We start from the raw sequence: 23,295 nt of genomic DNA, 5'->3' as shown, positions 1-23,295 counted from the left end.
CTAGACGCTGACCAGGCTGAGCAGGTGGCCGTCGTGCACGCTGAACTGGCCCTGCAGCTCGGCGCCGTGACGCCACTCGGCCGAGAGGTCGGTGAGCAGGCGCAGGCGGGCCAGGCCGGCCGCCGTCCATTCCAGGACCTCGGCGTGTTCGAAGTAGAAGCGCTGCCGGGTGATGGGGTACAGCGCCTTGAACAGGCTTTCCTTGAGCGAGAAGGTGAGGGTGACGGCCAGGCCCGTGCGGCGCTGGTCCAGGCGTTCGATTTCCGCCGGGGTGAGGATTTCGCCCTGCAGCCGCTCGGCACGGGCGTCGTCCAGCAATGCCTCCTGGTCCAGGCCCAGCCCCCGGCAATCGCTCTGGGCGGCGACCACGGCGGCGGCCCAGCCCTTGCCATGGGTGATCGATCCGTGGATGCCCGCTGGCCAGATCGGCGAACGGTCCTCGTGGGTGCCTGGCACGTAGTCGCGGCCATCCAGGCGCTGCAGGGCGGCACGGGCGCAGATGCGACCGGCCAGGTACTCGGCCTGGCGCTTGGCCACCGAGCGCTGCAGGCTGGCGCTGGGCGTGATGCCGGCGCGCTGGAAGTCATCGGCGGCCAGGTTCGCCGGGTCGAAGGCGCAACTGACCAGTACCGCGCCGGGTACTGGCTGGGGTAGTGGCCAATGGTGCTGGAGCGGGGCGCAGCAAGCGGGGAGTGTGTTCATGGCGGCTATTGTGCCAGCCGTTGGGTTTGTGGGGTAGGAGCGGCCCCCGGATATCGGCTGATATCCCTGAATCGGGGGCTGCTGCGCAGCCCATCCGGCCGGTCCGGCGCCCCGGCAAGGCCGCTCCTACAGGTACCGGTGTGGCTTAGTCGAACGCCTTCTTGAAGAACGCCTGCATGTCGGCCCAGGACTTCTCGTCGGCTGCCTTGTCGTAGCCGATGTCCGGACCTCCGTGCTCGCCATGGCTCAGGCGGTCGGCGTCCGGGTTGGTGAAACCGTGCTTGGCCCCCGGCAGGCTGACGAACTGATAGTCGGCCTTGGCCGCCTCCATTTCCGCCTTGAACGCCTCGACCTGCTGCTCGGTCACCATGCTGTCCGCCGCTCCATGCTCCACCAGGATCTTCGCCCGCACCAGACCGGGCTTGGCTGGCGTCTGGGTGGCCAGCGGGCCGTGGAAGCTCACCACGCCGTCGAGCTTGTCGCCACGCCGTGCGGCATCGAGCACGACCTTGCCGCCAAAGCAGTAGCCCACCGCACCCAGTTGGTGCTTGTTGATGTTCGGTTGCAGCTTGAGCAGCTCCAGGCCCGCCTCGAAGCGCTGGGCCGCGGCTTTCGGGTCCTTGGTCGCTTCGAGCATGAACGCCTTGGCATCGGCCGGGTGCTCGGTGTTCTTGCCATCGCCGTACATGTCGATGGCCAGGGCGTTGTAGCCCAGCGCTGCAAGATCGCGGGCGCGGCGCTTGGCGTAGTCGTTCAGGCCCCACCATTCATGTACCACGACGATGCCGGGGCGCTTGCCCTGCACCGCGTCGTCGTAGGCGTAGTAGCCGACCAGACGGTTGCCTTCGGCATCCTGGTAGGGAATCTCGCGGGTCTGCACCGCCGCCTGGGCAAGGCTGGCGCTGCAGATGAGGGTCAAGGCCAGCAGGGCACGCATATGAGGACTCCTTGGTTGACGAGCGAACCGTTCAGCCACGGTTCAGGCAGGGTTCAGCCGCGGTTCAGGGGGCCTTCCTTACTCTAGCTTCACACACAGACAACGCCCACCACGGAGTGCCAAACCATGAAAACCCTTCCAACCCTGTTCGCCGCCCTCGCTGTCTGCGCCGCCGGTGTCACCACCGTCCAGGCCGCCGACGACAACTTCGCCAGCATCACCTACGGCCAGACCAGCGACAAAGTGAAGAAGTCCGGCCTACTGCAGCGCAACACCGACCACCTCAATGCCGACGGCATCATCGGCAAGGACGACACCTGGGGTGTACGGGTCGGTAAGATCAACGAGGAGCGCCGCTACTACATGACCTACGACAATGTCTCCGGTGACCACAGCAACCTCAAGCTGCGCCAGGAAAACCTGCTCGGCAGCTACGATGTGCTCCTGCCCGTGGGCGATACCACCAAGCTGTTCGGTGGTGGTACCGTCGGTATGACCAAGCTGACCCAGGACTCTCCCGGCGCCAGCCGCGACAGTGACTATGGCTACGCGATCGGCCTGCAGGCCGGGGTGATTCAGGAGATCACCGACAAGGCCTCGGTAGAGTTGGGTTATCGTTACCTGCGCAGCAACGCGGCCACCGAAGTGAGCGAGCGTAGTGGTCCCAAGACCGGTACTCTGCGCTTGAACAGCAGCGCGCAAACTTACCTGTCGGCCAACTACAAGTTCTGACGCCGAGCCAAGTTATCCTGTACCGGCCTATTCGCGGGTAAACCCGCTCCTACAGGGGGTAGGTGATCCCCTGTAGGAGCGGGTTTACCCGCGAATAGGCCAGCACAGGCAACCGATACAAGGAGCCCAACATGAAACTGCTGGTGGTCGAGGACGAAGCCCTGCTTCGCCATCACCTGTTCACCCGCCTGGGCGAGAGCGGCCATGTGGTGCAGGCGGTAGGCGACGCCGAAGAGGCGCTGTACCAGGCCGAGCAATACCACTTCGACCTGGCCGTGATCGACCTGGGCCTGCCCGGCATGAGCGGCCTGGAACTGATCGGCCGGTTGCGCGGCCAGGACAAGACCTTTCCCATTCTCATCCTCACCGCGCGCGGCAACTGGCAGGACAAGGTCGAAGGCCTGGCCGCCGGTGCCGACGACTACCTGGTCAAACCCTTCCAGTTCGAAGAACTGGAGGCCCGGCTCAACGCCCTGTTGCGCCGCTCCAGCGGCTTCACCCAATCGACCATCGCCGCCGGTCCCCTGGTGCTCGACCTCAACCGCAAGCAGGCGACCCTGGAGGACCAGCCCCTGGCGTTGACCGCCTACGAATACCGGATCCTCGAGTACCTCATGCGCCATCACCAGCAGGTGGTGGCCAAGGACCGCCTGATGGAACAGTTGTACCCCGACGACGAGGAACGTGATCCCAATGTCATAGAGGTGCTGGTGGGCCGTTTGCGGCGCAAGCTCGAAGGCGAGCATGGCTTCAAGCCGATCGACACGGTCCGCGGCCTGGGCTACCTGTTCACCGAGCGCTGCCGATGATCCGCTCCCTGCGCGTGCGCCTGATGCTGGCTGCGGCGGTACTGGCGCTGCTGTTCATGCTGGCGCTGCTGCCGGCCCTGCAGCAGGCGTTCAGCCTGGCTTTGCAGGAGTCGATCGAGCAGCGCCTGGCCTCGGACGTGACCACGCTGATCTCCGCCGCGCGCATCGAGCATGCCCAATTGCAGATGCCCGACGTGCTTCCCGACGAGCGCTATAACCTGCCGGCCAGCGGTCTGCTGGGCTACATCTTCGACCGTGACGGTAAACTGGTCTGGCGCTCCAAGGCCACGCTCGACAAGCGCATCGACTATCAACCCCGCTACGACGGAAGCGGCAACGAGTTCGCCCGCATCCAGCGGGCCGACGGCGAGGAGTTCTTCGTCTATGACGTCGAGATCAAGCTGCTCGGCGGGCAGACCGCCGCCTACAGCGTCGTCGCCCTGCAGCCGGTGCGCGAATACGAACACACCCTCGATGGCCTGCGCAAAAACCTCTACCTGGGCTTCGGCGCGGCCTTGCTGGCCCTGCTGGCGCTGCTCTGGGCCGGCCTGACCTGGGCGCTGCGTTCGCTGCGCCGGCTGAGCCTGGAGCTGGACGAAGTCGAGGCCGGGGCGCGCGATGGCCTGAGCCGGGAGCATCCCCGGGAACTGCTGCGCCTGACCGGTTCGCTGAACCGCCTGTTGCGCAGCGAGCGCGAGCAGCGCCAGCGCTACCGTGATTCGCTCGGCGACCTGGCGCACAGCTTGAAGACCCCGCTGGCGGTATTGCAGGGTGTGGGCGAAAGCATGGGCCAGCGCGCTGGCGAGCGCGAGCAGGCGCGGGTGCTGCAAACCCAGATCGAACGCATGAGCCAGCAGATCGATTACCAGCTGCAACGGGCCAGCTTGCGCAAGAGCGGCCTGGTGCGCCATTCGGTGCAGCTGCGGCCGGTGCTCGAGAGCCTGTGCAGCACCTTGGCCAAGGTCTATCGCGACAAGCAGGTGGAGGTGACGCTGACGGTGGCGCAGCAGGCCACCGTGCCAATGGAGCGGGGCGCCTTGCTGGAGCTGCTCGGCAACCTGCTGGAGAACGCCTACCGGTTGTGCCTGGGGCAGGTGCGGGTGAGCCTCGTGGGGGCGCCGGGCAGTTTGGTCCTGGCGGTCGAGGATGACGGGCCGGGCGTGCCCGCCGATCAACGCGAACGCATCCTTGAGCGCGGGGAACGCCTGGACCGGCAGCATCCGGGGCAGGGGATCGGGCTGGCGGTGGTCAAGGACATCGTCGAAAGCTACGACGCCGAGCTGAGTCTGGAGGATTCGCCATTGGGCGGGGCGGCGTTCCGCATCACCTTCCATCTGGATTGATTAGTAGGCTGCACCGGCCTTTTCGCGGGTGAACCCGCTCCTACAGATGCAGCACCGGTTTCAATTGCTGTGCACTTCCTGTAGGAGCGGGTTTACCCGCGAAGAGGCCAGTGCAGGCGAAACCCAGCAGGGCGGATTCCCGCCATCCCCCTTGTTCGAAATCCGCCATCAGGCGGAAACCCGCCATCCCTCCTCAAGCAAATCGCCCCGTCCCAGGGCATTTTCCCCTTGCAAACACGGCCTCTGCACCCTCCCTGGGCATTTTGGCATCGCCCTTGCTATCAGTCTGGACAGAGGCCTGCCCAGGCAGCTCGAACACAACGACAAATCCCTCCAGGTGCAGGGGGGTTAGCGATTCAGGTGCCGCCACCCTGGGAAGGGTGAAACCGGCACACTTGAGGAAATTTAGCCATGACGACTCGTCAGCCGCTGTACAAATCCCTGTATGTCCAGGTGTTGGTCGCCATCACCGTCGGCATCCTGCTTGGCCACTTCTACCCCGAAACCGGCGTCGCCCTGAAACCGCTGGGTGATGGTTTCGTCAAACTGATCAAGATGGTCATCGCGCCCATCATTTTCTGTACCGTGGTCAGCGGCATCGCTGGCATGCAGAGCATGAAGTCGGTCGGCAAGACCGGCGGCTACGCGCTGTTGTACTTCGAAATCGTTTCCACCATCGCCCTGATCATCGGCCTGGTCGTGGTCAACGTGGTCCAGCCGGGCGCTGGCATGCACATCGACGTCAGCACCCTGAACGCCAGCAGCGTGGCTGCCTATGCCGCCGCCGGCGCGCAGCAGACCACCGTCGGTTTCCTGCTCAACGTCATCCCCAACACCGTGGTCGGCGCCTTCGCCAACGGCGACATCCTGCAGGTGCTGATGTTCTCCGTGCTCTTCGGCTTCGCCCTGCACCGCCTGGGCAGCTACGGCAAGCCGGTGCTGGACCTGATCGACCGCTTCGCCCACGTCATGTTCAACATCATCAACATGATCATGAAGCTGGCCCCGGTCGGTGCCTTCGGTGCCATGGCCTTCACCATCGGCCAGTACGGCGTCGGCTCGCTGGTACAACTGGGCTACCTGATGGCCTGCTTCTACATCACCTGCCTGCTGTTCGTGCTGGTGGTGCTGGGCGCCATCTGCCGTGCCCACGGCTTCAGCGTCCTCAAGCTGATCCGTTACATCCGTGAAGAACTGCTGATCGTACTGGGCACTTCCTCGTCGGAATCGGCCCTGCCACGCATGCTGGCCAAGATGGAGCGCCTGGGCGCGAAGAAATCGGTGGTCGGCCTGGTGATCCCGACCGGCTACTCGTTCAACCTGGACGGTACCTCGATCTACCTGACCATGGCCGCGGTGTTCATCGCCCAGGCCACCGACACGCACATGGACATCACCCATCAGATCACCCTGCTGCTGGTGCTTCTGGTGGCTTCCAAAGGTGCTGCCGGCGTCACCGGTTCGGGCTTCATCGTGCTCGCCGCGACTCTGTCGGCCGTCGGCCACCTGCCGGTTGCCGGCCTGGCGCTGATCCTCGGCATCGACCGCTTCATGTCCGAAGCCCGCGCCCTGACCAATCTGGTCGGCAATGCCGTAGCCACCGTGGTCGTGGCCAAGTGGGTGAAAGAGATGGACGACGACAAACTGGCCTCGGAGCTGGCCTCCGGTGGCGCGCCGCTGGAGCTCAATGCACCGACCGATGACCTGGGCGTTGCAGAGACTCCGGTTCGTTGATCGATTGGCGGTAATAATGAAGAAGGCGACCCTCGGGTCGCCTTTCTTTTACCTGGGATTTTTGCCCGGGTCTGGTCATTCGACCCGGGTCTCGCCGCTGTACTCGAGGATGGCCCGGCAGCGTCGGCACAGGTAACGCCGCCCCTGCCTCACCAGCTTGTGCCGCTGGGCAGTGAACGGGAAGTCGCTCTCCGGGCACGGGCAGCGGTAGATATAGCGGGTGACCACGCGCCGCTGCACTTCATAGTTGTGGCAGCGGTTTGGCGGCAGTTCATAGACCCCGCGCATGATCAACTGCCATTCCTCGCCATGGGCCTGGATCCGGTCGCCGAACAGTTGGTGGGCGACCAGATGCGCCACTTCGTGGGCAACGGTCTGGCGCAGGAAGTCTTCCTGGTTTTCGCGGTACAGCTGCAGGTTGAAGCGCAGCAGGTTCTCGTGCAGATGGGCGACACCGGCCTTCTGGCCGCGTAGCTTGAAGCTGACTTCCGGCCGCGGGAACGGGCGTTTGAAGAAGGTTTCGGCTTGCTGGTAACAGGTTTCGACGCGTTGCTTGAGCAGCTCGGGCATGGCAGGGTGGGTCTCCTCGATCGGCAATTATGCCGCAAGCACCCACCGCCTGCCGAGCCACTGGTCAGCGCACAGGCAAAGGCCGCCTTGCGGCGGCCCGTGCTTGATGCTCCGGTGTCGGTCGATCTGTTCTATGGGGTACTGCAGGCAAGGTTAGTTGGTATAGACGGGCCCCACGCCCAGTCCCCAGATGATCACGGTCGCGGCCATGATCGCCACCAGTACCACCAGCCCCACCGCCAGCACCGAGCTGGAGAACAGGAAGCCTTCATCCGATGGAATGTTCATGAAGGTCGGCAAGCCGACATACAACAGGTACACGGTGTAGCAGATGGCGGCGGTACCGACCATCATGCCCAGCCACAGGTGCGGGTACAGCGCTGCCAGGCCGCCGAGGAACAGCGGGGTGGCGGTATAGGTGGCAAAGGCGATGCATCGGGCCATGGACGGGGTGGCATCGTAGGTACGTGCCATCCAGTGGATGAAAGCGCCCATCACCGCCACCCCGGCGAGCATCGCCAGGTAGGACATGATGCTCATCCAAAGTGCGCTTTCCATGGTCAGCATCACCGCTGGCCGACCGCCGATCACCCAGCCGACCTGGGTAGTGCCGATGAACGCCGAAACGGCAGGGATCGCCGCCAAGATCAAGGTATGGGTGAGGTACATGTGGCTGATGCTTTCTTCCTCGCCACGGATTTCCCGCCATTCCTGGTCGGGATGGGTAAACAGCCCCACGACGTGATGAATCATGCCGGTCACTCCTCTCAGTGTTGCCCATCGCCCCCCACATGGAGCGCAAGCGGCCCGAGGCCAGGACACCGATGCAAGCGGTAATGTGGCCTTATGACGCAGTATAGGAAGCCGTACCCTGCACAAACCGGGCTTTTTAGAGCAAATTGCGCTGTCAGCGATGCTGCTGATTCCCTTGAAGTCTTTGTCGGAATCCCTACAGCATCGCGCTGTTTATGCGTAAAATACCCGCCTTTTGTCACACCTCGCGGATCCAAGCGCTATGGGCACCCTCTCGGTCAACCAGAACAAACTGCAAAAACGCCTGCGTCGTCTCGCCGGCGAAGCCATCACCGACTACAACATGATCGAGGATGGCGACAAGGTCATGGTCTGCCTGTCCGGCGGCAAGGACAGCTACACCATGCTCGACGTTCTGTTGCACCTGCAGAAGGTGGCGCCGATCAAGTTCGACATCGTCGCGGTGAACATGGACCAGAAGCAGCCGGGCTTCCCCGAGCACGTGCTGCCGGCGTACCTCAAGGAACTGGGTGTCGAATACCACATCGTCGAGAAGGACACCTACTCGGTGGTCAAGGAGCTGGTGCCCGAGGGCAAGACCACCTGCTCGCTGTGCTCGCGCCTGCGCCGCGGCACCCTGTACACCTTCGCCGACGAGATCGGCGCGACCAAGATGGCCCTGGGGCACCACCGCGACGACATCGTCGAGACCTTCTTCCTCAACATGTTCTTCAATGGCTCGCTCAAGGGCATGCCGCCGAAGCTGCGCGCCGACGACGGCCGCAACGTGGTGATCCGCCCGCTGGCCTACTGCAGCGAGAAGGACATCCAGGCCTATTCGGACATGAAGGAATTCCCGATCATTCCTTGCAACCTGTGCGGCTCGCAGGAGAACCTGCAGCGCCAGGTGGTCAAGGACATGCTGGTGGAATGGGAGCGCAAGCATCCGGGCCGTACCGAGAGCATCTTCCGCGCGATGCAGAACGTGGCGCCGTCGCAACTGGCCGACCGCAACCTGTTCGACTTCACCAGCCTGAAGATCGACGAAAGCGCCACCCCGCGCTTCCTCGACGTGGTGAACATCTGAGCCCATGCGCGACTACCAGTGGCTGCATGAATACTGCCTGAACCGCTTCGGTTCGGCCCAGGCGCTCGAAGCCTTCCTGCCGCAGCCGCGCACGCCTGCACAGCTGCGCGCGATCGGCAACGACCGCTACCTGTCGACCCTGGCCCTGCGCGTCTTCCGGGCCGGCCTCAAGCACAGCCTGGTGGACGCCAAGTGGCCGGCGTTCGAGCAGGTGTTCTTCGGTTTCGACCCGGAGAAAGTGGTGCTGATGGGCGCCGAGCACCTGGAGCGCCTGATGCAGGACGAGCGCATCATCCGCCACCTGGGCAAGCTCAAGAGCGTGCCGCGCAACGCGCAGATGATCCTCGACGTAGCGAAGGAAAAGGGCAGTTTCGGCGCGTTCATCGCCGACTGGCCGGTGACCGACATCGTTGGGCTGTGGAAATACCTGGCCAAGCACGGCAACCAGTTGGGCGGCTTGTCGGCGCCGCGCTTCCTGCGCATGGTCGGCAAGGATACGTTCATTCCCACCGAGGACATGGCGGCCGCCCTGATCGCGCAGAAGGTGATCGACAAGCAGCCGACCAGCCAGCGCGACCTGGCCTTGGTGCAGCAGGCGTTCAACCAGTGGCACGCAGAAAGCGGGCGACCGCTGTGCCAGTTGTCGGTGATGCTGGCGCATACCGTCAACCATTGAGAGCAGTGTTGCCCCGCGAATGGGCCGCAAGCCGGCCCTGATATCAAATACCTTCGCCCGCCATGCGCCGCTCGAACTGAAACTTCCAGCGCACATACAGCAGCCCGGCGATGAACAGCCCCAGGCTCACCAGCACCTCGACCCAGCCAAACACCGCCCGCGCCGGGTCGAACGCCGCCAGCACGCCCTTGATGAAGTAGATGTTCACCACGAAGCAGGTCCAGGCATGTGCTCGGGCGCTGCCTAGCAGCATGCCCGGCAGCAGCAACAGCAGCGGCACCAACTCGATCGTCAGGATCACTTCGACGCGCGCCCCGTGCAGGTTGGCGAACCACAGGTTGTTCACCACCAGCAGGGCGATCAGGCCCAGGAAAAACGCCAGGCTCAGCGCCCGCGTCAGGCGCAGGCGCGGGGCCAGCCATTGCAGCGTGGGCAACCGCTTGGGCTGCTTAGCCACGTGCGGCCTCCAGGGCCTTGGCGGTGGTCGCCAGGCGTTGGCCGAGGGCGCGGCACAGGGCGATCTCGTGAGGGTCCAGTTCACGCTTGCCGTCGGCGCCGGCATGGTGGCTGGCGCCATACGGCGTGCCGCCACCGCGGGTCTCGAGCAGCGCCGATTCGCTGTACGGCAGGCCCATCACCAGCATGCCGTGGTGCATCAGTGGCAACATCATCGACAGCAGGGTGGTTTCCTGGCCGCCGTGCAGGCTGGCGGTGGAGGTGAACACGCCGGCCGGCTTGCCGACCAGTTCGCCACCCAGCCACAGGCTGCTGGTGCCATCGAGGAAGTACTTGAGCGGCGCTGCCATGTTGCCGAAGCGGGTCGGGCTGCCCAGCACCAGGCCGGCGCAGTGGCGCAGGTCGTCGAGGGTGGCGTACAGCGCACCACTGGCCGGGATGTCCGGGGCCACGGCTTCGCATTCGGTGGAGATCGCCGGCACGGTGCGCAGGCGCGCTTCCATGCCCGCCAGCTCCACGCCGCGGGCGATGTGCCGGGCCATCTCGCTGGTCGAGCCATGGCGGCTGTAGTACAGGACCAGGATGTACGGCTCGCTCATGGCAGCAGCTCCAGGACCTTTTCCGGCGGTCGGCCGATCACGGCCTTGTCACCGGCCACCAGGATCGGCCGCTCGATGAGCTTGGGGTGTTCGACCATGGCCGCGATCAACTGCGCATCGCTCAGTGCCGGGTCGGCCAGGTTCAGCGCCTTGTACTCGTCCTCGCCGCTGCGCAGCAGTTGGCGTGGGGCGATACCCAGCTTGCCGAGCAGGGCCTTGAGGGTGGCGGCGTCGGGCGGGGTTTCCAGGTAGCGCACGATGGTCGGTGCCAGGCCACGGGCCTCGAGCAGTTCCAGCGCGCCGCGGGATTTGGAGCAGCGCGGGTTATGATAGAGCGTGAGGTCGGTCATGTCGGTTCGCATCCAGCGGGGTGTGGCGGCTATTCTAACCGTTGCGACTGACCCTTTCGCTTGAAACTTCGAGAAGGATTGACCCATGGCAAGGCGTTTGGCAGCAGTACTGGCCATCACCGCGAGCCTGTTGCTCGGTGGTTGCGGTGCCGACTACGGCGTGGACCAACACGGCAACACGGTAAAGGCCGAACAGATCGACGGGCACTGGCTGGTGCTCAACTACTGGGCGGAATGGTGCGGCCCGTGCCGGACCGAGGTTCCTGAACTGAACACTGCGGCCAAGCAGTGGGAGGGGCAGGGCATCAAGGTGCTGGGGGTGAACTTCGATGGCTTGCAGGGCCAGGACCTGAAACAGGCCGCCGACACCCTGGGCATCAGTTTCACCGTGCTCGCCCAGGACCCGGCCGAACGCTATGACCTGCCGCGCAGCGAGGCGCTGCCGGTGACCTACATCATCGATGACAAGGGCAAGGTCCGCGAGCAACTGATGGGCGAGCAGACCCTGGAGGGGCTGCAGGCCAAGATCAAGGCGCTCAAGGGCGCCTGATACTTCGGGGGCAGGCTCGCGGCCCACCCCCCAACAGCTGGCACGGTCGCTGTAGGAGCGGGTTTACCCGCGAACACGGGCGAAGCCCGTGCCAGACACCGCTGTGTATTTTCGCGGGTAAACCCGCTCCTACAAGACCGTGCCAACGCCTGGAAGTATCAGCCTTCCTCAGGCCAGAACCGCAGTGGCTTGCCCTCGGCCGGCCAGAAACGCAGTTGCTCGATCGGCGACACATCCCAGCGCTGCACCGTTTCCAGGGCCTGGAGGAAGCGCGTTTCCTGTTCCATCAACGCCGGGGCACACAGCTTGCGGGTCTTGCCGACCTTGCCGAAGCTCAGCTGCTCGCCGTCCAGTGTGTAGGGCGCGAACCAGTGGTTGCAGCCGGCATTGCCGTAAGCCCGGCCATCGCTGGCCAGGGTCAGGGTCAGGTGGCTGTAGTCGATCAAGGGCCGTTCGCCGATCCATTCCAGCACATAGCTGCGCTCCTGCTCCAGCTTGGACGGTTCGGCGGCGCAACCAAGCAGGCCGGTGGCGATCAACACGCCGCTCAGCAGATTTTTCACGCAGCGTTCTCCTGGCAACGCGGGCACAGGTGTTTCTCGCCTTGGCTGGCCCAGCCCAGTTCGGCGATGCGCGCGGTCGCCGCCGGCTGGCGGGCTTTCTTGCCGAGCTTGGCGTCGACGGCGAACTCGAAGTCCAGCACCGCATCGCAGCTGTCGCAGGCGACCTGCCAGTTGAGGATTTCTAGCTCGTTGAACACCGGGCCGGTGGCCACGGCCACCCACTGGCCGCGCGGGTTGATCAGGTGGCGCACGCTTTCCACGGTCAGGCGCATGGCCAGGTCCTTGCTGCCCTTGAGGGTGACCAGCAGGACATCGCCCTTGTGCATCGAGCCACCGTTGCCGGTGACCTGATAACGCCCCGGCACCAGTGCGCGGCACTCGATCAGGGTGTGTTGCGGATTGAAAAGGGTGTAGCGGAAATCGTGCTCGACCATGGGTCCTCCAGAAATGCCGCGTATCCTAGCATCAACCCGTGACCAGATTCTGCGGATTACCCGCCGCCCAGCCGATGATGTTGTCCAGCGTGGTGGTGGCAATCGCCTCCAGCGCTTCATGGGTGAGGAAGGCCTGGTGCGCAGTGACGATCACGTTGGGGAACGTCAGCAGCCGGGCCAGCACATCGTCTTGCAACGGCAGGTCGGAGCGGTCTTCGAAGAACAGCTGCGCTTCCTCTTCATAGACGTCCAGGCCAAGGTAGCCGAGCTGGCCGCTTTTCAGCGCGTCGATCAGTGCCGGGGTGTCGACCAGGGCGCCGCGCCCGGTGTTGATCAACATCGTGCCCGGCTGCAGCTGGGCCAGGCTGCGGGCGTTGATCAGGTGCTTGGTGTGCTCGGTGAGCGGGCAATGCAGGCTGATGATCCGCGCTTGGCGTAGCAACTCGGGCAGCTCCAGGTAGCGCGCGCCGAGCGCCAGCATTTGCGGGTTGGGGTAGGGGTCGTAGGCCAGCAACTGGCAGCCGAAACCGGCCATGATGCGAGCGAAGGCCATGCCGATCTGGCCGGTACCGACCACGCCGACGGTCTTGCCGTGCAGGTCGAAGCCGGTCAGCCCGTGCAGGGTGAAGTCGCCTTCACGGGTGCGGTTGTAGGCGCGGTGCAGGCGCCGGTTGAGCGCCAGGATCAGCGCCACGGCGTGTTCGGCGACGGCATGCGGCGAGTAGGCCGGCACCCGCACCACGGCCAGGCCCAGGCGCTGCGCCGCGGCCAGGTCGACATGGTTGTAGCCGGCCGAGCGCAGGGCGATCAGCCGCGTGCCGCCGGCGGCCAGACGCTCCAGTACCTGTGCATCCAGCTCGTCGTTGATGAAGGCGCACACCGCTTCAAAGCCCTGGGCCAGGGCGGCGGTGTCGAGGGTCAGGCGGGTGGGCTGGAAGTGCAGGTCCAGGGCGCTGCCCTTGGCAGCCTGGGTGAAGGTTTCCTGGTCGTAGTGCTGGCTGCTGAACAACAGGGCGCGCATGGGGGGGGAATCCTCTGTAGGAGCGGCCTCGTGCCGCGAAAGGGCTGCAACGCAGCCCTCGAATTGTAGCGGTGGAGCTGACAATCGGGGCCGCTTCGCGCCCCTTCGCGGCACAAGGCCGCTCCTACAGGGCGCGGTGCCGATTACCGGCGTCAAGCACTCAACTGCGCCTGCTCCGCCAACCGGTCGATCGCCGCGTCCAGTTCGTCCAGCGCCTGCTGCGCCTGCGGATTCTCCTGCTTGAGCAAGGTCTCGCTGCGCTGGCATGCCGCGCGCAACTGGGGTACGCCGCAATAGCGCGTAGCGCCGTTGAGCCGGTGCACCTGTTCGATCAGCAAACCGTGGTCCTCGGCTTCGCGCGCGCTGCGAATGGCTTGCTGGTCGCTCTCCAGCGATGCCAGCAGCATCGCCAGCATGTCGGCGGCGAGGTCGGCCTTGCCGGCGGCCAGACGCAGGCCTTCGTCGTGGTCGAGCACCGGCAGCGCCTGGCCGTCGCCATGGTGCTCGCCGGCCAGCTCCGGTGGCGGCGCTCCCAGGCTCATGCCGGTCCATTTCATCACTACCTGGGCCAGCTGCCGCTCGCTGATGGGCTTGGTCAGGTAGTCGTCCATGCCGCTGTGCAGCAAGGCGCGCTTTTCGTTGGCCATGGCGTGGGCGGTGAGGGCGACGATCGGCAGTGGATTGCCGCTGCGGGTGTTTTCCCACAGGCGGATCTGTTCGGTGCAGGCGCGCCCGTCCATACCGGGCATCTGCACGTCCATCAGCACCAGATCGAATGGCTCGTCCTGTACTGCCTGGACTGCGGCCAAGCCGTTGTCGACCGCCAGCACCTCAGCGCCCAGGTCTTCGAGCAGGGTCTTGACCAGCAGCAGGTTGGCGGCATTGTCGTCGACGCAGAGGATCTTCGGCTGGCGCTGGCCCCTGCCGTTGCCAGCCTCGCCCAGCGGGCGGCGCGGTTGGACCAGTTCCAGCAGCAGGCGGCGCAGCTTGCGTGTGCAGCTGGGCTTGGACAGCAGCTGGCCATGACCATTGGGCAGGTACGGGTGGTACAGCGCCTGTTCGGTGGTGGGGCAGAGCACCACGCACTGGCAATGCTGGCGTTCGAGTTGCAGGTTGTACTGGCCGAGCTGTTCGGGCGAAAGGTTGCCCAGATTGGTCCCCAGCACCGCGAAATCGAACGGCTGGCCTGCTTGGCTCGCGGCCTGTACGGCATGCAATAGTTGCTCGACGGAACCGAACAGGCTGACGCTCAGGCCGCAGTCCTCGAGCTGGTGCTCCAGTGCCTGGCGTGCCAGCTCGTGGCTGTCGACGATGGCCGCGCGCAGCCCCAGCAGGGGTTGCAGCGCACGCTCCTCGATGTCGTCGTGGGCCTTGGGCAGGTTCAGGCTGATCCAGAACTGCGAACCTTCGCCCGGCGTGCTGTCGACCCCGATCTCGCCGCCCATCTGTTCGATCAGGCGCTTGGAAATCACCAGCCCCAGGCCGGTGCCGCCGGGCTGGCGGGCCAGCGAGTTGTCGGCCTGGCTGAAGGCCTGGAACAGCGTGCGTACGTCCTGCGGCGACAAGCCGATGCCGGTGTCTTGCACGCTGATGCGCAACTGCGCGCTGTCTTCCTGCTCGTCCTCGAGCATGGCGCGCACGACGATGGTGCCCTCGCGGGTGAACTTGATGGCATTGCTGACCAGGTTGGTGAGGATCTGCTTGAGCCGCAGCGGGTCGCCGACCAGCGAAGTCGGGGTGTCGCGGTAGATCAGGCTGAGCAACTCCAGCTGCTTGGCATGTGCGGCCGGGGCGAGGATGGTCAGGGTGTCCTGGATCAGGTCGCGAAGGTTGAACGGAATGCTGTCGAGCACCAGCTTGCCGGCCTCGATCTTGGAGAAGTCGAGGATCTCGTTGATGATTCCCAGCAGGTTGTCGGCGGACTTTTCGATGGTGCCGAGGTAATCGAGCTGGCGCGGGGTCATCTCGCTTTTCTGCAGCAGGTGGGTGAAGCCGAGGATGCCGTTGAGCGGGGTGCGGATCTCATGGCTCATGTTGGCCAGGAACTCCGACTTGATGCGGCTGGCCTCCAGGGCCTCCTTGCGCGCCATGTCCAGCTCGATGTTCTGGATCTCGATGGTCTCGAGGTTCTGCCGCACGTCCTCGGTGGCCTGGTCGATGCTGTGCTGCAGTTCTTCGTGGGCGCTGTGCAGGGTTTCGGCCATACGGTTGATGCCGCCGGCCAGTTCGTCCAGTTCATGGCTGCCCAGGGTTGGCAGGCGCTCTTCGAGGTGGCCGTCCTTGAGCTGGTTGACCGCATGCTTGATGCGCGCGATGGGGTCGTTGATCGCTCGGCTCATGCGCAGCGCCAGCAGGCCGCTCAAGGCCAGGCAGACGAGGATCAGCAACAGGCTGGTGAACAGGTTGCGATAGCCGCGCAGCAAGGTGCCGTCGTGGGACAGCTCGATCTCGACCCAGCCCAGCAGACGCTCGGCCTCGGCGGGCACGGCGTCGGCGGCCAGGTCACGGTGGTGGCCGAACACCGGCATCAGGTAGCGCGTGGCATCATTGCCGCTGCGTTGCAGCAACTGCGTGCCGGTGCCGCCGCTGGGCGGCTGGTTGAGCATGCTCGGGCCGGCGTGGGCCAGGCGCGTGCGGTCCGGGGCGAGGAAGGCCACCGCGCGCACGTCGGCCTGCTCCAGGGTCTGCGCGGCGACACGCTCGAGCTGGGCGTCGGCGCCCCGGGCCAGGGCCGGGGCGGCCAATGGCGCCAGTTGCTCGGCGATCATCTTGCCGCGCTGCAGCAGCTGGGTGCGCAGTTCGCTTTGCTGCAGCCAGGTGAAGTAACTGCCCAGTACCAAGGCCATCAGGCTGGCGGGCAGCAAGGCCAGCAGCATGACCCGGCTTCTGATTCCCCAACGATCGAGCACACCAGCCTCCTGTCATGTGCGTGCACACCGCCAGCGTGGCGGATCAAAGCGGAAAGTTACTCCGCTAGCCGGCGTAATGCACCCATTTGTATTTCATATCATTTCACTTGTCGGGTGTTGGACGATGGGCTGTTGCCTGGATGTCTTGCATGCACAATAATTGCGCAATTGAGAATGCATGGCAGTTGCCAATGAATCCCGTAGCTATTAACACCTCAAACATCCTCGCCATCGAGGACGATCCGGTGCTCGGTGCCTACCTGCACGAGGAACTGCAGCGTGGCGGTTTCCAGGTCACCTGGTGCCGCAATGGCCTGGAAGGCCTGGAAACCGCCGGCCGCCAGGCGTTCGACGTGGTCCTGATGGACATCCTGCTGCCCGGGCTCAACGGCCTGGATGCATTGGCACGACTGCGTCGGCACAGCGCCACGCCGGTGATCCTGATGTCGGCGCTGGGCGCCGAGGCCGATCGCATCACCGGCTTCCAGCGTGGCGCCGACGACTACCTGCCCAAGCCGTTCAGCATGGCCGAACTGCAGGTGCGCATCGAAGCGATCCTGCGCCGGGTGGCGCTCGAACGTCGCCACCAGCCGCCGACAGAGCTTGCCACTGGCGAACTGGGCTTCGACGATGCTGCCTGCGATGTCAGCCTCGATGGCCAGCGCGCCGGCCTCACGCCCAGTGAATACCGCCTGCTGGAGGTGCTCAACCGCAACTCCGACGAGGTGTTGAGCAAACCCTTCCTTTATCAGCAGGTATTGCAGCGTGGCTACTCACGGCATGATCGCAGCCTGGACATGCACGTGAGCCAGATCCGCCGCAAGCTCAAGGCCATCGGTTACCACGAGCGGCAGATCCGCACCGTGTGGGGCAAGGGCTACGTGCTCAGCGCCGGCGAGGTGGACTGAACCATGCTCGACCGCCACTCGCTGTTCTGGAAGCTGGCCATCCTGCTGGTGGGCTTCTGCCTGCTGATGATCGGCCTGAGCTACACCTGGGGCCGCCACATGGAAACCCAGAACGCCTTCCTCACCGAGCCGGCCAGGCAGGTGCTGCGCGGCTACGCTGCCGAGGCCGAGCAGGCTTGGCGCAGTGGCGGGCGGGCGGGGCTGGACCGCTGGGTGGCCGACATGCGGCAGCGCGAACGAGGCTGGATCGGCGTGCTGGACACGCAACTGCAGCCGCTCGACAGCGCCATCCTCGGCCCGCAGATCATGCAGCGCCTGACCCGCCTGCGTGGTGCCGACTGGCCCATGAGCCGGCGCAGCGTCGACCAGCCCTGGTTGCGCTTGCCGTTTCCCCAGGCCCCGGAGCAGGGCATGCTGGTCATGGAACTGCCCCAGCGCCTGAACCCGGGGCAGTATCGGATGTTCTGGCAGGTCATCACCAACGGTGTCATTCCGGGGCTGTTCACCCTGCTGTGGTGCGTGGGGCTGTACCGCATGCTGATCGTTCCGCTCAACCAGTTGCGCGAGCAGGCCAACGCCTGGCGCGCCGACCAGCTGTCGGCGCGCCTCGATGCACGGACCACCGCCCGTCACGACGAACTTGGCGAGCTGGCCCGAGCCTTCGACCAGATGGCCGAGCGCCTGCAGGGCACGGTGGCGATGCAGCAGCAATTGCTGCGCGACCTGTCCCATGAGATGCGCACCCCGCTGAGCCGCTTGCGCGTGGCCTGCGACGGGGAAACCGACCTGCAGCGCCTGCGCGAACGCCTGGGCCGCGAAGTCGATTGCATGCAGCAGTTGGTCGAAGGCACCTTGCAGTTGGCCTGGCAGGACGCCGAGCGCGCTCCGATGAACCTCGAACCGATCCAGGTACAGGCGCTGTGGGACCTGCTGGCCGAGGATGCCAGCTACGAAAGCGGTTGGTCGCCTTCACGGCTGCGCTGCGAGTTGCCGGCCAACTGCTGGGTGAAGGGCAACCTCAACCACCTGGCCCAGGCCGTGGAAAACATGCTGCGCAACGCCATTCGTCATTCGCCGGAAGGTGGCCTGGTGCGCCTGGGCGGCCAGCGCGAGGGTGGCTATTGGCGCCTGTGGCTGGAGGATGAAGGCGGCGGCGTGGCCGAGGAAGACCTGGAGCGGATCTTCGCGCCGTTTTCCCGACTCGATGGCTCACGGCCCGGGGACGGCGGCTTCGGCCTGGGGTTGAGCATCGCCCGCAGCGCCATCCAGCGTCAGGGTGGAACGCTTTGGGCGGAGAATGGCAAGCGGGGCTTGCGGTTGTGCATGCGCCTGCCGGTTCATGCAGTGATGGCATCGGCCCCATCGCCGGCCCAGCTGCCCAAAACGCACTCTTATAGCTTGTAGCTATAGCAACCACAGATTGCGTGATATGGCGGCGAGGGGTTTGCCGGTATGATAGGCGCCCCTGCCGTCCGGATTGTGAAGCACGCCATGACCTTGCAGTACCCAACCATCGCCGATTGCGTCGGCAATACGCCCCTGGTTCGCCTGCAGCGTCTCGCTGGCGACACCAGCAATACCCTCCTGCTCAAGCTCGAAGGTAACAATCCCGCCGGTTCGGTGAAGGACCGCCCGGCGCTGTCGATGATCACCCGCGCCGAACTGCGTGGCCAGATCAAGCCCGGCGACACCCTGATCGAAGCCACTTCCGGCAATACCGGTATCGCCCTGGCGATGGCGGCGGCGATCAAGGGCTACAAGATGATCCTGATCATGCCCGACAACTCCACGGCCGAGCGCAAGGCGGCGATGACCGCCTACGGCGCCGAGCTGATTCTGGTGACCCGCGAGGAGGGCATGGAAGGCGCCCGTGACCTGGCCGACAAGCTGCAGGCCGAAGGCCGTGGCGTGGTGCTCGACCAGTTCGCCAACGGCGACAACCCGATCGCCCACTACACCAGCACCGGCCCGGAGATCTGGCAGCAGACCCAAGGCACCATCACCCATTTCGTCAGTTCCATGGGCACCACCGGCACCATCATGGGCTGCTCGCAGTACCTCAAGGAGCAGAACCCCGGTGTGCAGATCGTTGGCCTGCAGCCGATGGAAGGCTCGGCCATCCCAGGCATCCGCCGCTGGCCCCATGAGTACCTGCCGAAGATCTTCGACGCCACCCGCGTCGACCGTGTGCTGGACATGTCCCAGCAGGAGGCCGAGGACACCACGCGCCGCCTGGCCCGTGAAGAAGGCATCTTCTGCGGCGTCTCGTCCGGGGGGGCCGTGGCCGGCATGCTGCGCCTGTCGCGCGAAGTGGAAAACGCCGTGATGGTCGCGATCATCTGCGACCGTGGCGACCGTTACCTGTCCTCCGGCCTGTTCGACCCGAGCTAAATGTCCAGAAAGAAACCCAACAGCGGCCTGCGCTTCCAGCCGGCCGGTGGCAATCGAACGCCCCAGGTCCCCGTGGGCAAGAAGCAGCACCTGGATATCGAGCGCCTGGCCGGTGACGGCCGTGGCATCGCCTTCCATGACGGCCGTACCTGGTTCGTCAGCGGTGCGCTTGCCGGCGAGGCCGTCGAGGCGCGCGTGCTCAACGCCCGTGGCAAGGTGGTCGAGGCGCGCCTGGAGCGCGTGCTGCAAGCCAGCCCGGAACGCCGCGAGGCACCGTGCCGGTTCTACCAGCGCTGCGGTGGCTGCAACCTGCAGCACCTGCCCCACGAGGCCCAGTTGGCGCTGAAGCAGCGCACCCTGGCCGAACAATTGCAGCGGGTCGCCGGCGTGCAGCCCGAGGAGTGGGCGGCGCCGCTGAGCGGGCCGGAATTCGGTTACCGTCGGCGGGCGCGGGTTGCGGTGCGCTGGGACGTCAAGGCGCGGCAACTGGAAGTGGGTTTCCGTGCCGAAGCCAGCCAGGAAATTGTCGCCATTGATGACTGCGCCGTGCTGGTACAGCCTTTGCAATCTATTCTTCGTCATTTGCCGACCGCGTTGCGCTCGTTGAGCAAGCCCCAGGCCATCGGCCATGTGGAATTGTTCAGCGGCACCGCCGAGGCGGTACTGGTACGGCACGTAGCCGCGTTGCCAGACGACGACTTGGCACGCCTGCGCGCCTTCTGCGATGAAGCAGGCGCGCAGTTGTGGCTGCAGGGGGATGGCGAGCCGCATCCGCTGGATGCCGACGCCAGGCTGGGGTTTGCCCTGGCACCGTGGCAACTGGAGCTGGCGTGGCGTCCGGGCGACTTCGTCCAGGTCAACGCCCAGGTCAACACGGCGATGATCGAGCAGGCCTTGGCCTGGCTCGCGCCGCAGGCCGACGAGCGGGTTCTGGACCTGTTCTGCGGGCTGGGCAATTTCGCCCTGCCGCTGGCCCGGCAGGCCCGCGAAGTGGTGGCGGTAGAAGGTGTACAGGCCATGGTCGACAGGGCCGCGGCCAATGCCCGGAACAACGCAGTGCATAATGCTGCGTTTTTTCAGGCCGATTTATCGCAGCCTTTGGCTGGCGCCGGATGGGCCGCCGAGGGCTTTTCTGCGGTACTCTTGGATCCACCGCGCGACGGTGCTTTCGAGGTGGTGCAAGGCATCGCTCGCCTCAAGGCCAAGCGTCTGGTCTATGTCTCGTGCAATCCGGCCACGCTGGCACGGGACACCCAGGTACTGGTCGCCCAGGGGTATCGGTTAAAAAGGGCCGGGATTCTCGACATGTTTCCTCAGACGGCGCATGTCGAGGCCATGGCGTTATTCGAAGCGGGCTAGCAGTCTGGCCCCTTGGTGCGGCTTCCAGGGATTGGAAGCCACACGGTGATCGCCAGCGCACCCGTGTGGTGCGCTGTATGGAAAGGTAAAGCAAAGATGGTACAGGTGAGAGTGCACCAGCCGGTCAACACCGACGGCAGTATCAATCTCGAAGCATGGCTGGATCATGTGGTGAGCGTCGATTCGGCCTTGGACCGGCTGGCGCTGAAAGAGGCCTGCGAGTTCGCCCAGGAAATCGAGAAAAAGGGCAACCCGGCCAAGCATTCTTGGGCCGACGGTACGTCCAGCTTCCAGGCGGGCCTGGAAATAGCGGAAATCCTCGCCGACCTGAAGCTCGACCAGGACTCGCTGGTCGCGGCGGTGATCTACCGCTCGGTGCGCGAAGGCAAGGTGACCCTGGCCGAGGTCGGCCAGCGCTTCGGCCCGGTGGTCTCCAAGCTGATCGACGGCGTGCTGCGCATGGCGGCCATCAGTGCCAGCCTCAGCCCGCGCCAGTCGCTGGTGCTGGGTTCCCAGGCGCAGGTCGAGAACCTGCGCAAGATGCTCGTGGCGATGGTCGACGACGTTCGCGTGGCGTTGATCAAGCTGGCCGAGCGAACCTGCGCGATCCGTGCGGTGAAGGCCGCCGATGACGAAAAGCGCCTGCGCGTGGCGCGCGAGGTGTTCGACATCTATGCGCCGCTGGCCCACCGCCTGGGCATCGGCCACATCAAGTGGGAGCTGGAAGACCTGTCCTTCCGCTACCTCGAGCCCGATCAGTACAAGCAGATCGCCAAGCTCCTGCACGAGCGCCGGCTGGACCGCGAGCGGTTCATCAGCGACGTGATGAACCAGTTGCAGAACGAACTGCTGGCCACCGGCGTCAAGGCCGATATCAGTGGCCGGGCGAAACACATCTATTCGATCTGGCGCAAGATGCAGCGCAAGGGCCTGGAATTCAGCCAGATCTACGACGTGCGTGCGGTGCGCGTGCTGGTGCCGGAAGTGCGCGACTGCTACACCGCGCTGGGCATCGTGCATACCCTGTGGCGGCACATTCCCAAGGAATTCGACGACTACATCGCCAACCCCAAGGAAAACGGCTACCGCTCGCTGCACACCGCAGTGATCGGCCCCGAGGGCAAGGTGCTGGAAGTGCAGATCCGTACCCACGGCATGCACGAGGAGGCCGAGCTTGGCGTCTGCGCCCACTGGCGCTACAAGGGCACCGACGTCAAGTCCAGCTCCAACCACTACGAAGAGAAGATCTCCTGGCTGCGCCAGGTGCTCGAATGGCACGAAGAGCTGGGCGACATCGGTGGCCTGGCCGAACAGCTGCGGGTCGATATCGAGCCCGACCGGGTTTACGTGTTCACCCCCGACGGCCACGCCATCGACCTGCCCAAGGGCGCCACGCCGCTGGACTTCGCCTACCGCGTGCACACCGAGATCGGCCACAACTGCCGTGGCGCCAAGATCAACGGGCGCATCGTGCCGTTGAACTACAGCCTGCAGACCGGCGAGCAGGTGGAGATCATCACCAGCAAGCACGGCAACCCGAGCCGCGACTGGCTGAACTCCAACCTCGGCTACGTGACCACCTCGCGGGCCCGGGCCAAGATCGTCCACTGGTTCAAGCTGCAGGCCCGCGACCAGAACGTCGCCGCCGGCAAGACCTTGCTCGAGCGCGAACTCAGCCGCCTGGGCCTGCCCCAGGTCGACTTCGAGCGGCTGGCGGAAAAGACCAACGTCAAGACCGCCGAAGACATGTTCGCCGCCCTTGGGGCCGGCGATCTGCGCCTGGCGCACCTGGTCAACGCCGCCCAGCAACTGCTTGAGCCCGAGCGCATCGAGCAGATCGAACTGCCGTTGCGCAAGCCCACCGGCATGCGCAGCGGCAAGCGGGGCGACATCCAGATCCAGGGGGTCGGCAACCTGCTCACGCAGATGGCCGGCTGCTGCCAGCCGTTGCCGGGCGATGCCATCGTCGGCTACATCACCCAGGGCCGTGGCGTCAGCATCCACCGCCAGGACTGTGCTTCGGTGCTGCAGCTGGCCGGGCGCGAGCCGGAGCGGATGATCCAGGTGAGCTGGGGGCCGATACCGGTGCAGACCTACCCGGTCGACATCGTCATTCGTGCCTACGACCGCCCGGGGCTGCTGCGCGACGTGTCGCAGGTGCTGCTCAACGAGAAGATCAACGTGCTGGCGGTCAATACCCGCTCGAACAAGGAAGACAACACCGCGCTGATGTCGCTGACCATCGAGATTCCTGGCCTGGATGCCCTCGGGCGTTTGCTGGGGCGGATCTCGCAGTTGCCGAACATCATCGAGACGCGGCGTAATCGAACCCCTTGAGAACGCGCTTCCCTCTTCGCGGGTAAACCCGCTCCTACAAACCCCTGTAGGAGCGGGTTTACCCGCGAAGCAGAC

Annotated in this window: 23 protein-coding genes; 12 read left to right on the top strand and 11 right to left on the bottom strand. The window is 65.2% G+C overall.

The window, feature by feature from the left end; genetic code table 11:
* On the bottom strand, positions 1–702 hold the full coding sequence (locus IAE37_RS14730) for a 4'-phosphopantetheinyl transferase family protein (RefSeq protein ID WP_201174734.1): 702 nt from the start codon (positions 700–702) through the stop codon (positions 1–3).
* Between the two features lie 145 nt (positions 703–847).
* On the bottom strand, positions 848–1,639 hold the full coding sequence (locus IAE37_RS14725; RefSeq protein ID WP_201174733.1) for a dienelactone hydrolase family protein: 792 nt from the start codon (positions 1,637–1,639) through the stop codon (positions 848–850).
* A gap of 126 nt (positions 1,640–1,765) precedes the next feature.
* Between IAE37_RS14725 and IAE37_RS14720 the strand changes: the two genes are divergently transcribed.
* The 4 genes from IAE37_RS14720 (at position 1,766) to IAE37_RS14705 (ending at position 6,257) form a co-directional block, all read left to right on the top strand.
* The gene (locus IAE37_RS14720) at positions 1,766–2,371 is read left to right on the top strand and encodes an outer membrane protein (protein ID WP_201174732.1); all 606 of its coding nucleotides are present in this window, start codon (positions 1,766–1,768) and stop codon (positions 2,369–2,371) included.
* A gap of 131 nt (positions 2,372–2,502) precedes the next feature.
* The gene (locus tag IAE37_RS14715) at positions 2,503–3,180 is read left to right on the top strand and encodes a response regulator (RefSeq protein ID WP_201174731.1); all 678 of its coding nucleotides are present in this window, start codon (positions 2,503–2,505) and stop codon (positions 3,178–3,180) included.
* Positions 3,177–4,523 (top strand): ATP-binding protein, encoded by a 1,347-nt coding sequence (locus tag IAE37_RS14710; RefSeq protein WP_201174730.1) that lies wholly within the window; start codon positions 3,177–3,179, stop codon positions 4,521–4,523. Before IAE37_RS14715 ends, IAE37_RS14710 begins: the two co-directional genes overlap by 4 nt.
* A 411-nt stretch (positions 4,524–4,934) precedes the next feature.
* Positions 4,935–6,257: a dicarboxylate/amino acid:cation symporter gene (locus IAE37_RS14705; protein ID WP_201174729.1), complete on the top strand. Its 1,323-nt coding sequence runs from the start codon at positions 4,935–4,937 to the stop codon at positions 6,255–6,257.
* Between the two features lie 75 nt (positions 6,258–6,332).
* On the opposite strand, the gene IAE37_RS14700 is transcribed toward IAE37_RS14705, so the two are convergent.
* Both IAE37_RS14700 and IAE37_RS14695 read right to left on the bottom strand, forming a co-directional pair.
* Positions 6,333–6,827, bottom strand: a complete 495-nt coding sequence (locus tag IAE37_RS14700) for a SprT family zinc-dependent metalloprotease (protein WP_201174728.1) — start codon at positions 6,825–6,827, stop codon at positions 6,333–6,335.
* Positions 6,828–6,980: 153 nt separating this feature from the next.
* A complete protein-coding gene (locus IAE37_RS14695; RefSeq protein ID WP_201174726.1) occupies positions 6,981–7,580 on the bottom strand; it encodes a Yip1 family protein in 600 nt (199 codons plus the stop codon).
* 262 nt (positions 7,581–7,842) lie between these two features.
* Here IAE37_RS14695 and ttcA point away from each other — a divergent pair, with 262 nt between their 5' ends.
* Positions 7,843–8,667, top strand: a complete 825-nt coding sequence (gene ttcA / locus IAE37_RS14690; RefSeq protein ID WP_201174725.1) for a tRNA 2-thiocytidine(32) synthetase TtcA — start codon at positions 7,843–7,845, stop codon at positions 8,665–8,667.
* A 4-nt stretch (positions 8,668–8,671) separates the two neighbouring features.
* Positions 8,672–9,343, top strand: coding sequence for a DNA-3-methyladenine glycosylase I (locus IAE37_RS14685; RefSeq protein ID WP_201174724.1), 672 nt, complete (start codon positions 8,672–8,674; stop codon positions 9,341–9,343).
* A gap of 43 nt (positions 9,344–9,386) precedes the next feature.
* On the opposite strand, the gene IAE37_RS14680 is transcribed toward IAE37_RS14685, so the two are convergent.
* From IAE37_RS14680 to arsC, 3 genes are read right to left on the bottom strand one after another with little or no spacing between them, the layout of a single operon-like run.
* Complete coding sequence (locus IAE37_RS14680; RefSeq protein WP_201174723.1) at positions 9,387–9,800, bottom strand: DUF2069 domain-containing protein; 414 nt, start codon at positions 9,798–9,800, stop codon at positions 9,387–9,389.
* A complete protein-coding gene (wrbA, locus tag IAE37_RS14675) occupies positions 9,793–10,398 on the bottom strand; it encodes an NAD(P)H:quinone oxidoreductase (RefSeq protein WP_201174722.1) in 606 nt (201 codons plus the stop codon). Before wrbA ends, IAE37_RS14680 begins: the two co-directional genes overlap by 8 nt.
* Complete coding sequence (gene arsC / locus IAE37_RS14670) at positions 10,395–10,748, bottom strand: arsenate reductase (glutaredoxin) (protein WP_201174721.1); 354 nt, start codon at positions 10,746–10,748, stop codon at positions 10,395–10,397. The genes wrbA and arsC overlap by 4 nt, the downstream gene beginning before the upstream one ends.
* A gap of 85 nt (positions 10,749–10,833) precedes the next feature.
* Between arsC and IAE37_RS14665 the strand changes: the two genes are divergently transcribed.
* On the top strand, positions 10,834–11,298 hold the full coding sequence (locus IAE37_RS14665) for a TlpA disulfide reductase family protein (protein ID WP_201174720.1): 465 nt from the start codon (positions 10,834–10,836) through the stop codon (positions 11,296–11,298).
* Between the two features lie 158 nt (positions 11,299–11,456).
* On the opposite strand, the gene IAE37_RS14660 is transcribed toward IAE37_RS14665, so the two are convergent.
* From IAE37_RS14660 to IAE37_RS14645, 4 genes are all read right to left on the bottom strand, one after another.
* A complete protein-coding gene (locus IAE37_RS14660) occupies positions 11,457–11,861 on the bottom strand; it encodes an META domain-containing protein (RefSeq protein WP_201174719.1) in 405 nt (134 codons plus the stop codon).
* Positions 11,858–12,295 (bottom strand): hypothetical protein, encoded by a 438-nt coding sequence (locus IAE37_RS14655; protein ID WP_201174718.1) that lies wholly within the window; start codon positions 12,293–12,295, stop codon positions 11,858–11,860. Before IAE37_RS14655 ends, IAE37_RS14660 begins: the two co-directional genes overlap by 4 nt.
* 31 nt (positions 12,296–12,326) lie before the next feature.
* Complete coding sequence (locus IAE37_RS14650) at positions 12,327–13,316, bottom strand: 2-hydroxyacid dehydrogenase (protein WP_201174717.1); 990 nt, start codon at positions 13,314–13,316, stop codon at positions 12,327–12,329.
* Positions 13,317–13,468: 152 nt separating this feature from the next.
* Positions 13,469–16,225 carry a response regulator gene (locus IAE37_RS14645; RefSeq protein ID WP_201174716.1) on the bottom strand — a complete coding sequence of 919 codons (2,757 nt, stop codon included), beginning with the start codon at positions 16,223–16,225 and terminating at the stop codon, positions 13,469–13,471.
* A 191-nt stretch (positions 16,226–16,416) separates the two neighbouring features.
* Between IAE37_RS14645 and IAE37_RS14640 the strand changes: the two genes are divergently transcribed.
* From IAE37_RS14640 to relA, 5 genes are all read left to right on the top strand, one after another.
* Complete coding sequence (locus tag IAE37_RS14640) at positions 16,417–17,133, top strand: response regulator transcription factor (RefSeq protein ID WP_201174715.1); 717 nt, start codon at positions 16,417–16,419, stop codon at positions 17,131–17,133.
* Positions 17,134–17,136: 3 nt separating this feature from the next.
* Positions 17,137–18,537: a sensor histidine kinase gene (locus IAE37_RS14635; protein WP_201174714.1), complete on the top strand. Its 1,401-nt coding sequence runs from the start codon at positions 17,137–17,139 to the stop codon at positions 18,535–18,537.
* 87 nt (positions 18,538–18,624) lie between these two features.
* A complete protein-coding gene (gene cysM, locus IAE37_RS14630) occupies positions 18,625–19,524 on the top strand; it encodes a cysteine synthase CysM (protein WP_201174712.1) in 900 nt (299 codons plus the stop codon).
* Complete coding sequence (gene rlmD / locus IAE37_RS14625; RefSeq protein ID WP_201174710.1) at positions 19,525–20,883, top strand: 23S rRNA (uracil(1939)-C(5))-methyltransferase RlmD; 1,359 nt, start codon at positions 19,525–19,527, stop codon at positions 20,881–20,883. It abuts the gene before it with no gap.
* A 96-nt stretch (positions 20,884–20,979) separates the two neighbouring features.
* On the top strand, positions 20,980–23,220 hold the full coding sequence (gene relA, locus IAE37_RS14620) for a GTP diphosphokinase (RefSeq protein ID WP_201174708.1): 2,241 nt from the start codon (positions 20,980–20,982) through the stop codon (positions 23,218–23,220).
* Positions 23,221–23,295 lie beyond the last annotated feature (75 nt).

It is taken from the genome of Pseudomonas sp. S31 (assembly GCF_016648105.1).
Taxonomy (GTDB): Bacteria; Pseudomonadota; Gammaproteobacteria; order Pseudomonadales; family Pseudomonadaceae; genus Aquipseudomonas.
Note: the sequence above shows the minus strand (reverse complement) of the source record. Positions and strands in the feature narration are given on the sequence as shown.